Genomic DNA, 12060 nt, shown 5'->3' with positions numbered 1-12060 from the left:
CACGAACCGAGCGTAGCGGCGGGGAACAGCTACCAGCTGTCGAATGGAATGTCGTGGGTATCGAGGTAGTGTTGCGCACGCTCGCTGGGCGGGCGGTAATACTCGCCGCCTGATGTGCCGCCATAGGGGCCTTTTGGCTCCACTACGGCCTCGAAGCGGCCGATGTCCATATGCTCAGAACAGTCACCCTGTAGCCAAGCTTTAGCGACTCCACCGGGTGCCAGCCCAATAGTGACTACTTTTCGATAATCCTGAATATACTTTCCGTCAAACCGGCAATAGGCAGAATGTTGAGTGACCATCTCCTTTCGGGCCCACTCAGGGATATCAACACGCACGTTATAGGTTTGCGGCTCAACTAGGGACTGCCAGCGCACAAAAATATACTGGGGTAAATCGATGCCTGTCATCGGCCGGGTTGCACCTACTCTGGGACGAGCTGGCCAGCCGAGCGGGTTTCCTTTGTTTCCCGGCGGATTTTGTATGGATGACGTACCACCATGTACCCGCTCATAAGCAAAGCCGCGTTGATCCAGTACATCCACGCTTTCTACCCACACCTCCATGTAATTAGGGGCCAATAGCCCAATCTCCCACGTTCGGTAAGGTAATTCAGGGGCAGCCGGACGTTGGGACTTGCTTGCGCCAGAGCATGCGGTCAGCGCCAACACGGCTAGCAGTAAAATTGCAATATGGGTCGAACGCGTTGTCGGCACCTCAATTACTACCAGCTATCAAAAGGTATTTCGTGGGTCTCGAGGTAGTGCTGCGCGGCGGGATCCAATGGCAGCGCGTAGCGCCCTTCGGTTTGCCCGCGGCTCGGCCCTTCAAGACTTATTGAGCCTTCGAAGCGGCCGATTTCTATGGGGTCTGAACAGTCACCGCTCAACCAGACTTTAGCAATCCCTCCTGGAGCCAGACCAACGGTAACCACCTTTCGATAGTCCAGAATATTCTTACCATCAAATCCGCAATTGGCGTCCTTAGGCAGAACCATTTCTTTTCTAGCCCATTCCGGAATATTGATCCGAACATTGTAGGTTTGCGGCTCAGCCAACGATTGCCAGCGGACAAAAATCCGGTCTGGGAGGTCTATGCCTGTCATCGGACGCGACTTTCCCGCTCCAGGGCGCTCTGGCCAACCCGCGGGATCACCTCGGTCACCAGAAGGATTGGTTATTGACGAAGTTCCTCCATGTACTTGCTCATAGGAAAATCCCCGCCGATCAACTACGTCAACGCTTTCAACCCAAACCTCCATGTAGTTCGGTGCAACAAGTCCAATCTCCCAATTTCGGTAAGGCAAGTCTGGTGCCGAAGGCCGCTTTGCGTAAGCATCAAATGAGCAACCGCTCTGGGCCGTTATTAGCGCGAGCGCCAGAAGCAATCTAAACAGCATCAACAACCCAACCTTACTCGCTCTCATAAACAGCTCGCTTATTCTCCGCTCGAGGCTTATTGACGAAAAAGCCCTGTCTTGCATTCCAGTTAGCGGAACAGTGTATGTATGACCCGTGCAGGAAGCGCTTTTCGCTTTCCGACAACGACACAACATCTCCTGCTAGAGCAGCAGAAATAATTTTCTCGGCGATAGGCATCAATGGTGGGGGAACAATAAAGACTGGTGTCTCTGGAATCGGTTTGAATGGTGCCTCATGCGAAATTGCTTTTGAATGCATAACTCGCAGAGAAATCTTCGATAAGTCGCCCAGCACATAGCGATCCAAGCTAAGAAACAGCAGCACATCTCCGGCGCTTCCAAGCCCTGTCTGTCGGGCGTTGCTCGGCGCAATTGTGATCTCGTGTTTAATAAATTGCCCTGTGCCGGGCAAACCTTTAGCTCTGAAAGCGTTTTCCTGGCTTTCGCGTCTACTCCAAGCACTAGATCGTTCAAGCTTTGCCCTTTCAATGCCGCGCAGTGAATAATAGCTCCCCGTCACCAGCAAAGGCCTGGCAAGCAGCACGCGCTCGCGTATAACTGCTGGATAGCCCCCACCTAAATTCGAGTGAACACCGGGCAAAGCTAGCTCTTCATGGTATTTGGTATCGACCCTGTTGAGACTGAAGTTATGCCTGTGCTCATCAGCAGCGGTCAGGTGAACTACCTTTTTAGCGCAATCAGGAGCCAAGTGCAGATTAACGCCGGGGTTCTTGGCGTCGCCAACGCTCAAATGCCCTCTCCCAGGATCGCCTATGGCAGCAACCGTATCAAACAGCCCGATGAAATTTATGCTCACGTGCGAGCGCCATTTGAATTCGGGGGCTAGCGTCGAACCAAGCTGAGATAGCAGTGCAGACCGCACCATACTTGTTGGTGCGTTTACGTCATTAGCAAAATGCCGCGCAGCCGCGGCGCCCCGACTGAAGCCAAAGATATCGAACTCGAGCTCTTCAATGAGCACTCCTCGGTTGCTATTCAGAAGCCGGCGCAGCTTGGCCAAAATCAGCTCTGGGCTTTGCTCTACACGCTGAACAACCCCAGTATCACCTTGTCCAAATGCATATCCTGCCAGCGAATCAGCCTCTCCCGCTGTTGACCCAATACCATCAACGTACACTGCAAGGCTGACCCTATTATCGCGTTCGCCAAGAACCACATCCGCCTGATCCTGATACAGGTCATATAACAGCGCCACATTGCTCTTCTCGCCGCCGTAACTGTTATCCGGCAAGCTGTCGTAACGCCCCTGCGGCGAGAACTCGCCATAACCATTTTCTTCGCAGAAGGCGCGGATGCGTTCCAGCTCCTCGAGTTCGAACAGTGCCAGATCCTGACGCCGGCACTCCGCAGTAAAGGCGGCATTATTCATATTGTTCAGAGTGCCGTCGAAGAACATACCCACCCGCAATGTAATGCGCTGTTGCAACGGCAGCTCCTGCTCGTCTTCCTCCTCTTCTTCCTCGATTGAAAACGGCAAGTCTTCACTTACTGCGCTCTGCCGAAACTGCTGCACGGACGTTGCGCCGCCAGGGGAAAGCAGGCTGCTGACGCCACCCTCCCCGCTAGCAGAAACCACTGCGCCGCCAATGATCACGGTGCCAGAGCCACCTATCACTACATCCCCATGGGTGCCGGTACTGCCAAGCACCGCGGCCGGGCGGCCATTGATCAGTACATTGGGTATCACCTGTCCGAGCAGCGCGCTACCGCACGCGGTGCTGTCGCCCAGGCGCGCAGCCGGCTGGCCGTCGTACAACACATCTGCTGAGCCGGTAACTAACGCGTTACCACCGTGCCCCTTCTTCGGGCATTGAGTTGGATCGCCCTGACGGGCAGCGGGTTTGCCGGACATGCCAGGCTCCTTTTGGCGAAATTGCACTCCTGTGTGATTTGCAGGCTATGAAAGCGGACGAGGCGCAGCAATGGCTATTCCGGCGGTATGTGACGCAGCGCATGCTAGGCAAGCAAATTGGCGGAGGGAGAAAAGCAAACCTCAGAAACACGAAAGGCCCATCCGAAGATGAGCCTTTTGCGTTGATTCGATGGTGCCGGCACCAAGAGTCGAACTCGGGACCTACTGATTACAAGTCAGTTGCTCTACCAACTGAGCTATACCGGCGCGGGGTGCATTATATATCGCTAAATTTGTGTGTAAAGCCATGGGGCGCAAGAGTTTGCATTTATATGGCGGTTTTGGGCCTGAAACAGCCCACTGTCACTTGTGCATGACTTTTCGCTCAGTACTTGACGTAGCGCCCGCAAGCTGTTGTTTTCGCGCACTTATCAACCCTGATCAAAATTCATACGCTTGGCGCAAAGGCACGTCATTTCTCGCTTTCAGAGGGTTACCACCGCGTCATCAACATAGTTATGCACAGCAGACGTGGATAACCGCGGCAGCGCGCAATCTGTGGATAACTCTGTGCACTACCCGTTTACAGACTGGTGATGACTTGTTGGTTCTGCTTTTCTGCCAACAGCAGCAGGTTGCGCGGCGTCAGGCTGCGGGAGCAGAACTCACCCAGCTGCACCTGGTAACCCGCCTCCTGCAGATATAGCGCGCGGTCGAGCAGTAGCCAGACTTCCAGCGGACGGCGAAACAGGCCGCGCAACAGCTCCAGGTTGCGCACCTCGGCCAGGCGCTGCCAGCCGCGCTGTTCCAGTTGCGGCCAGCTGTCAGGGTCGGCCAGTTGCAGCTGATGGTGCTCCGCCAGGCTGCGGCAGAAGCCGGCAAAACCTTGCACGGTGCCGCCCGGAGGTTTGGAGGGGCTGGGCAGGTAGCTGTCTATGCCCCGCGCCTCGCGCTGCCAGAGATCGAAAGCCAGGCGCCAGGCCATGGAGCGGTCGCGCTGCTGCCGCTCGCGCTGGCCGGCGGTGACGGTTTCCTGCAAGGGCAGTGACAGGTCCTCCTTGCTGAGTTGTAGCTGCGCGGCGCGCGCTGCGGCCGATAGCGGCTGATAGCGCTCAGGCTCAATGCGGTTGTAGCAGCAGGGAGAAAGTGCCAACTGGCGGCAGTCGTTGGCTACCAGTTGCTGCAGCAACGTCATGTGCAATTGGCCGCAGGCGTGCAAGGCGACAACCGAGTCGTGACCGCGCAGCTGCTTTGCGCAATCAGACGCCAGAACATCCGTCTGCAGGTGCTGCGCATCGACCGATAATGCCTGACTCAGAGCCGCTCCGGCCTGAATTAGCGCCGCGTCTTGCTCAAGACAGACCAGTGGCTGCCTGCCCTGCCAGGCCAACAATCGGCCCAGGTGCCCTTTGCCGGCGCACCAATCGATCCAGCGCGTGGCAGGCTGCTGTAGCTGCGCTGCGGCGACGCCGGCGAAGGCGGTGATCTGCTGCCATTTACGGCCGGGAATATGGCGATACAGCGGCTCGGGCAGAGCGTTATCCGGCGGCGCCTGCCAGCGCGGTAGCCGGATGAAGCCTATGGCGTCGGCTGCCAGCTGGGTGAAGGGCGCCGGCGCCTGGAGCAATTGCGGCGCTTGATGCGCGGCTTCGGCCTCGGCCAGGCTACGCTGGCGCAACCAGTGCGCCAGCTCGGGCCAATCCGCTTCCCAAGGCAGCTGCAGCTCGGTGAACGGCTTGGCCCGCCATAGCGCTTGATGCTGGTGCAGCCACCGATCCAGCTCGGCGAAGTGCGCGGCGAAGCTCACTGCCGTGCCGTTCAGCGCGACTGCCGGCTGGCGTCTACCTTGAGCCAGCGCTCAACCAGGCGAAACAGCTGGGTAAACACCAGGGTAATGATCAGGTAGATCACCCCAGCCACCATGAAGAACAATTCGTACTCATAGGTCCGCGAATTGATGGTACGGATAACGCCCATGATATCCATCATGGTGACGGTATAGACCACGGCGCTGGCCTTGAGCATCAGAATCACTTCGTTACCGTAGGCCGGCAAGCCGATGCGAATGGCGCGCGGCAATATGATGTGCTGCAACGCCTGGCGCCGCGACATGCCCAGCGCGCGCGCCGCCTCGACCTCACCCGGTGGCACGGCCTGAATAGCGCCGCGCAGAATCTCGGCGATATAGGCAGCGGTGTGCATGGTCATGGTGATCAGCGCGCACCAGAAGGGCTCGCGCAGATAGGGCCAGAGGAAGCTGTCGCGCACCGCCTGAAATTGCGAGATGCCGTAATAGACCAGAAACAGCTGCAGCAACAGCGGGGTGCCACGAAAGAAGAAAATATAGCCATAGGGTAAGGCGCGGATATACCAATGCCGCGAAGCCCGTGCGAGGCCCAGCGGAATGGCGACCACCAGGCCGATCAGCACCGCCAGGCCCACTAGCTGCAGGGTAACCATCGCACCATCCCACAGCTGCGGCAAAAAGCGCTCGATCAGCGCCCACTTCTCGGCGAGGATCATAGCTCGGTTCTCACAAAGCCACGGTTGGCGCGATTTTCAAACCAGTGCAGCGCAGCCATGATGAAGACGGTCAGGAACAGATAGATCCCTGCTGCCAGCAGATAGAAGGTAAAGGGTTCTTTGGTAGCGTTGGCCGCCGACTGCGCCTTGCGCATGATTTCATCCAGGGTAATCAGCGAGACCAGCGCCGTGTCCTTGAGCAGAATCAGGTACAAATTGCCCAAGCCGGGCAACGCGACGCGCCACAGTTGCGGCAAAGTAATACGGTAGAAGATGCGCCAGTTCGACAGGCCAAGCGCCAGGCCGGCCTCCTTCTGCCCTGCCGGGATCGCCAGCAGCGCACCGCGAAACACCTCGGTGGCGTAGGCTCCGAAACACAGCGCCAAGGCCAGGGTGCCCGCCACAAAGGGGCTAAGTGACAAACGCGGGTTACCGAAATAGGCGCCCAGGGCGTTGAATGCCGATACCGTACCGAAGTACATCATCAGTACCCAGACGGTTTCCGGGATGCCGCGCACTACCGAGGTATAGAAGCCACCCAGGCCACGGGCGAAGGCGTTATTGGAAACTTTGGCGCTGGCGCCAAGCAGGCCGAAAACCAGGCCCACGGCTACCGCGGCAAGAGACAAACGAATGGTCATCCAGGTCCCTTCGAGCAGGGCTGGACCGAAACCTTGTAAATCGGGCATGGGCGTTTTATATCCAGGCCGGGCTCCGTAGAGCCCGGCTGGTCATCAATAGATGCTGAAAGGGAAGTACTTGGCGTTGATGTTCTCGTAGGTACCATCGTCGATAATGGCCTGCAGCGCTGTATTCAGGCGCTCACGCAGCGGATCATCCTTGCGCACGGCAATGCCGATCTGGTCGTTGTCGAACACCGGCTCGCCCTTGAACTCGAAGTTGGAACCAGCTTCGCTCTGCAACCACTCGTACTGCACAAAGTTGTCAGCCAGAACGCCGTCGATACGACCGGAGTTCATGTCCAGGTAGGCATTCTCCTGGGTGTCGTACAGGCGAATGTCCACCACGTCGCCCATGTTCTCTTCCAGCCACTGACCGGCGATGGTCGCGCGCTGCGCGCCGATGGTCTTGCCTTTCAGGCTGGCCTCATCAACCTTGAAGTCGGCCGACTTGGGCGCCACGAACTGCAGCTTGTTGGTGTAGTAGGGGTTGGTGAAATCAACTGCCTGCTTGCGCTCGTCGGTAATCGACATCGAGGCCACCAGGAAATCGAACTTGTTGTTGTTCAACGCGGGAATGATGCCATCCCAGTCGGACGTCACCACGGTGCACTCAACCTTCATTTCGGCGCACAGAGCCTTGGCGATATCGATATCAAAGCCAACCACCTCGCCACTGCTGTCGATCAGGTTAAAGGGCGGATAGGCCCCCTCGGTACCGATGCGCAGCGTTTCGGCCAAGGCCGGAGCACTCATAAACAACGCGGCGGCAGTTGCCAGCAAAACCTTTTTGTATTGTTTCATGGACCTACTCCTATTTATGGCTTGACATGAACTGTCGGCAGCGTTCGGAACCGGGGTTATCGAATACCTGTTCCGGGGTACCGATCTCTTCGACCTGCCCTTGATGCAGAAACACCACCTGGCTGGATACCTGCCGGGCAAAGCCCATCTCGTGGGTTACCAACAGCATAGTACGTCCTTCGTCAGCCAGGGCTCGAATCACCGTGAGTACCTCATGGACCATTTCCGGGTCCAGCGCCGAGGTCGGCTCATCAAACAGAATCACACGTGGCTGCATGGCCAGCGTGCGCGCGATGGCAGCGCGTTGCTGCTGCCCACCAGAAAGCTGTGCGGGGAAGGCATGGCGCTTGTCGGCGATGCCGACCTTGTCGAGAAAGGCCTCGGCCGCCTCGACTGCTTCCGCCTTGGACTGGCCCAGCACGCGGCGGGGTGCCTCGATGATGTTGTCGAGGATGCTCATGTGCGGCCACAGGTTGAAGCTCTGGAACACAAAGCCGACGCGGGCGCGCAGGCGATTGATCTGCTTGTTATCGGCCGCCACCAGCTCGCCGTGACGACCCGCTTTGAGCTTGAGCTCTTCGCCAGCCACCAGTATCTGACCCTGATGCGGATTTTCCAGCAGGTTGATGCACCGCAGCAGCGTACTCTTGCCGGAACCGGAGGAACCGAGGATGGAAATGACGTCGCCATCGTTGGCGACCAGATCAACGCCCTTGAGCACTTCAAGGTCGCCGTATCGTTTGTGCAAATTGCGCACTTCTAGAGCGGGCGAAGTCACGTATCGTTATCCACTAGGCTTTTAGCCGTCAGGTGTATTACCACCACATTTGTGATGCGGCGGCTGGGACACAGATCCTTCTGCGGGGTCCAGTCGTCATGTTCTGGCAAAACTAGCACAGCTCGGCGGCATGACCAAGAACCCTGTTTCGGTCACAACCCGGCAAATACAGGCAAGACTCTTGCCAACACGCCAGCTAGAGAGCTCTCAACCACCAGAAACAAAAAAGCCCGCTGGGGTCGCCAGCGGGCTTTGAAATAGGTGGTGCCCAGAGACGGAATCGAACCGCCGACACGAGGATTTTCAATCCTCTGCTCTACCGACTGAGCTATCTGGGCATCAAGGGCCGCTATTAAACGGTTTAAGCCTTTTTGTGTCAAGCGCCTGCCAAAAAATATTTTCTACTTTTCAGCCGCTTACCAAAACATCATGCACTCGGCGGCACGTAACCCTCGGCCTGCGCGTAGTCTTCCCCGGCAAGAAACTTGTCCATTTCCGCCTGGATAAAGCGCCGATCCTCGGGATCCATCATGTTCAAACGACGCTCGTTGATCAGCATCGTCTGGTGGGCCTGCCATTCATCCCAGGCGCGCCTGGACACGTCCTGAAAAATCGCCTCGCCCTTGGGGCCCGGATAGGGCGGGCGCTCCAGCCCGGGCAATTCTTCCTTGTATTTGCGGCACATTACCGTGCGTGTCATCACTGTCTCCTTCAAGCAACAGTTGGCAGGTGAACCTCGATCAGCTTTAGCAACTTTTTCACCGGCGCTGCCAGACCGAGGCGACTGGGTTGGCGCAGGTTATACCAGAGCCGCCCCTCTTCAGCCACGCCTGAACCGGCACTGACCCTGACCAGCACCGGCTGGATGTCCAGATGAAAATGGCTGAAGGTGTGCCGCAGGGGCGGTAGCGCCTCACGCCCTTCAACCTGCAGCGGCTGCGCCTGCAGCCAGACTGCGAAGCTCGCTTTGTCGTCCAGTTGCGGCGGACACCACAAACCGCCCCACAAACCACTGGGCGGCCGGCGCTGCAACCAGACTTCACCTTCCTCATTCAACAACAGGGGCATCACGCACTGACGCACCGGCAGGGTCTTGCGCGGCTTGGAACCGGGAAAGCGGGCGGGCTCGCCCAGAAGGCGCGCTTCACACCCCTCTTTCACCGGGCACAATAAGCAGGAGGGCTTGCTGCGCGTGCACAGCGTAGCCCCCATATCCATCATCGCCTGCGTGTAGGCCTGCACCCTGTTTTGGGGCGTGTACCGCTCGGCCATGCGCCACAAACGATCATGCACCTGCTTTTCGCCTGGCCAGCCTTCAACCGCACCAAAGCGCGCCAGCACCCGTTTGACGTTGCCGTCGAGAATCGGCGCCCACAGGCCCATGCTGATCGAGGCGATGGCGCCAGCGGTCGACCGACCTATGCCCGGCAACGCCATCAGGCCCTCTATGCTGCGCGGAAACTCACCAGCGTGTTCGGCAACTACCTGTTTGGCCGCCTTGTGCAGGTTGCGCGCCCGGCTGTAGTAGCCAAGCCCGGTCCACAGATGCAACACCTCGTCATCGCTGGCCGCCGCCAGGGCGTGCACATCTGGCAGTGCCGCCATGAAGCGCGCGTAATAGGGAATCACCGTTGCCACCTGCGTCTGCTGCAGCATGATCTCGGAAACCCAGACGCGGTAGGGCGTCTTGTCGTGCTGCCAGGGCAGATCCTTGCGCCCGTGCATGTCGTACCAGTCCAGTACACGCTGGGCAAACTCATCCGACTTCAATTGGAAAACAGCCCCTTGATGGCATCGCGCAGCTCGGGCGCCTTGTCGCCCAGCTTTTCATCCAGGCGCTCTTCCAGCTTGCGCTTGGCCTCGTTGCCCAGCAGCTGCCCCGCGACCTTGGTCACGCCTTCGGTATCCACGCCGCAGCTGCGCGCGGCATTGTGCAGATAGCCCTGGCAGCGCACCGGCCACTCGACGCCGACATAGCGCTCATTGACCTGACAGGCCTCATCCGGCATGTCGCTCTTGTCACCCTCGAGCAGCAGGCCAATGCGGTAGTCCAACCGCTGGTCAGGGAGATTGACCTCGCCCGTGCCCTTGGCCGTAATGCCGGGCAGCTCGACCACCAGATCGCGATTGCTGATCTGCCCATCACGCACGGTAAAGCTGCCACTCAACTGCTCGAAGGGGGTGTCCTCACTGCCGTGCTCCGCACTCAGCGACTTTCGGTTGGCCAATGCAATAGCGCGGCACAACTGCTGCTCCAGGTTCACCCCGAGCAGTGCCCCCTCATCGAACTCGAAGCTGGCGTTGCCGGTCAGGGTATTCATCCAGCGCCGCATGCTATTGCCGCGCATGCTCAGATCCAACTCCAGATCCAGCGCGCCGCGTACCTGGGCTGGCATCTCGTAGGCTTTCTGCGCGGCCAGCGAGTCGATACCCTTTAGCTGGCTGGCAATATTCAACCTGACCGGCGTCTGGCGCGTGTCCACTTCGCCCTTGCTGGTAAATGTGCCAGAAAACACACCCCCATCAAGCTGCTTGAGCAGGATGCGCCCCTCGCGCGCCGTTACTGCCGCCTTGAACGGACTGATGTCCAGCCCCGTCAGTGTCACTTTCTGCAGCTCCAGGCTGCCATCCACATCCAGGCGCGCCAACTGTTCCAGCGGCAACACGGCGTCGTCGCTCCACTCGGGCGGTGGCGCGGTTGACCTGCTGCCGCCCGACGCTTGCTCCTGGGCCGCGTCGCCCTGTTTTTCTTCTCGGGGCGGCAGATAGTTATCCAGGTTCAGTTGATCTCCCACCAAGCTGAAGCGCAGCGCCTGGCGGGTAAAATCGGTAATCCCCATCTGCCCCTTGAGGCTGGCGTCATCCACCACCAGCTCCAGATCATTCAACATCAGGCTGGAGGCAGAGCCGCTGAGGCTGGTCGACAGCGACACCTTTGACAGTGCGCCCGGGTCAGCCATATCAGGTAGCTCCTGTCCCAGATCACGCAGCAGATCGCGGGCATCAAAGTCTGCCACGTTCAATTGGCCGCTGAGCCGTGGCTCGCTATCCAATCCGGTGGCCTTGAGCGCGCCGGTTGCGCGCATGTCACCCAGGCTCATGCGCAGCTGATTCAGCTCCGCTACCTGCGCGCCAAGATCTACCAGGCCATCCGCCTGTAGCTGCAGATTGACTGCACGACCGGAGAAGGGCTCGCCACTGGCGTCCACTTTCATATCCAGCGCATCGAAGCGATAACGCTTCAGACCCAGGTCAAACTGCGCGACTGTCTTCACGTCCAGCCGCACGCGCAGAGCCGGCTTGTCGGTGGTGAGCATGCCCAGAAAACTGACATCAAAGGGCTCGCCCTCAATCAAGGCACCGGTGGTCAGGTTGGCCTGCTCCAGGGTCAACAGTTGACCGCTCTCTCGGTCTTCATAGCGTACGCTGGCGTTGGTGATCTGGACGCTTTCCACGGCAAAATCCATGGACCTGTCTTTGGTGGCGGGTGCGGGCTCCTGCTCGCCAGCGGTGCCTGAATCTTCGCCCGAATCCTGTGGACCTATATTGGCCCAGTTACCCTCGCCGTCCTCATCTTTGACCAACAGCAACTGGACATCGTCAAGAATCACATCGCTCATGCGCAGCTGGCGGCGCAGCAGCGGCAGCACCTTGACGCCCAACCCCAGCGAACCTACCTGCGCCAACGGCTGCTGCGGCTGCTCGGTAGGCGCCACACCCACATCCTTGAGCTCTATGCCAAGCCAGGGAAACAACGACCAGCCGATGTCCCCGTCCAGGGTCAGCTCGATATTGGCCTTCTCCCGTGCGGCTTGCTGGATGTCTTCCTTATAGTCATTGGGGTCGAACATCCGGGTAAGAAAAAACAGCACGCCGGCAGCCAGCACCACAATGCCGAACACTACCAGTCCAAGTACCTTGGCAAAGGCTTTCATGACTTCTCCTTAACAGGCTTCCAATGGCCCCGACGGAACACCCCGCC

General features: G+C 58.7%; 11 protein-coding genes and 2 tRNA genes. All 13 read right to left on the bottom strand.

Going from position 1 to position 12060, the window contains the following annotated elements; genetic code table 11:
- Nucleotides 1-29: 29 nt before the first annotated feature.
- Complete coding sequence (locus V7756_RS00545; protein WP_335608630.1) at nt 30-671, bottom strand: DUF2931 family protein; 642 nt, start codon at nt 669-671, stop codon at nt 30-32.
- Between the two features lie 53 nt (nt 672-724).
- Entirely contained in the window at nt 725-1399 is a 675-nt protein-coding gene (locus tag V7756_RS00540; protein WP_335608212.1) for a DUF2931 family protein, read from the bottom strand.
- A gap of 13 nt (nt 1400-1412) precedes the next feature.
- Nucleotides 1413-3293 carry a PAAR domain-containing protein gene (locus V7756_RS00535; RefSeq protein ID WP_335608211.1) on the bottom strand — a complete coding sequence of 627 codons (1881 nt, stop codon included), beginning with the start codon at nt 3291-3293 and terminating at the stop codon, nt 1413-1415.
- A 191-nt stretch (nt 3294-3484) separates the two neighbouring features.
- Nucleotides 3485-3560 (bottom strand) — tRNA-Thr (locus V7756_RS00530).
- 316 nt (nt 3561-3876) lie between these two features.
- Nucleotides 3877-5100: a methyltransferase gene (locus tag V7756_RS00525; protein WP_335608210.1), complete on the bottom strand. Its 1224-nt coding sequence runs from the start codon at nt 5098-5100 to the stop codon at nt 3877-3879.
- Between the two features lie 11 nt (nt 5101-5111).
- Nucleotides 5112-5816, bottom strand: a complete 705-nt coding sequence (locus V7756_RS00520; RefSeq protein ID WP_335608209.1) for an ABC transporter permease — start codon at nt 5814-5816, stop codon at nt 5112-5114.
- On the bottom strand, nt 5813-6505 hold the full coding sequence (locus V7756_RS00515) for an ABC transporter permease (protein WP_335608208.1): 693 nt from the start codon (nt 6503-6505) through the stop codon (nt 5813-5815). Before V7756_RS00515 ends, V7756_RS00520 begins: the two co-directional genes overlap by 4 nt.
- Nucleotides 6506-6550: 45 nt before the next feature.
- On the bottom strand, nt 6551-7300 hold the full coding sequence (locus V7756_RS00510) for an ABC transporter substrate-binding protein (protein WP_335608207.1): 750 nt from the start codon (nt 7298-7300) through the stop codon (nt 6551-6553).
- A 10-nt stretch (nt 7301-7310) separates the two neighbouring features.
- On the bottom strand, nt 7311-8078 hold the full coding sequence (locus V7756_RS00505) for an ABC transporter ATP-binding protein (RefSeq protein ID WP_335608206.1): 768 nt from the start codon (nt 8076-8078) through the stop codon (nt 7311-7313).
- Nucleotides 8079-8340: 262 nt separating this feature from the next.
- Nucleotides 8341-8416, bottom strand: a tRNA-Phe gene (locus tag V7756_RS00500).
- Nucleotides 8417-8505: 89 nt separating this feature from the next.
- Nucleotides 8506-8778 (bottom strand): oxidative damage protection protein, encoded by a 273-nt coding sequence (locus tag V7756_RS00495; RefSeq protein ID WP_335608205.1) that lies wholly within the window; start codon nt 8776-8778, stop codon nt 8506-8508.
- A gap of 11 nt (nt 8779-8789) precedes the next feature.
- Nucleotides 8790-9848 carry an A/G-specific adenine glycosylase gene (gene mutY / locus V7756_RS00490; RefSeq protein ID WP_335608204.1) on the bottom strand — a complete coding sequence of 353 codons (1059 nt, stop codon included), beginning with the start codon at nt 9846-9848 and terminating at the stop codon, nt 8790-8792.
- Nucleotides 9845-12013: an AsmA family protein gene (locus tag V7756_RS00485; RefSeq protein WP_335608203.1), complete on the bottom strand. Its 2169-nt coding sequence runs from the start codon at nt 12011-12013 to the stop codon at nt 9845-9847. The genes mutY and V7756_RS00485 overlap by 4 nt, the downstream gene beginning before the upstream one ends.
- Between the last annotated feature and the right edge of the window lie 47 nt (nt 12014-12060).

Source organism: Halopseudomonas sp. (assembly GCF_036961105.1).
In the GTDB taxonomy this organism is placed as follows: Bacteria; Pseudomonadota; Gammaproteobacteria; order Pseudomonadales; family Pseudomonadaceae; genus Halopseudomonas.
This window is presented reverse-complemented; position numbering and strand designations above follow the sequence as displayed.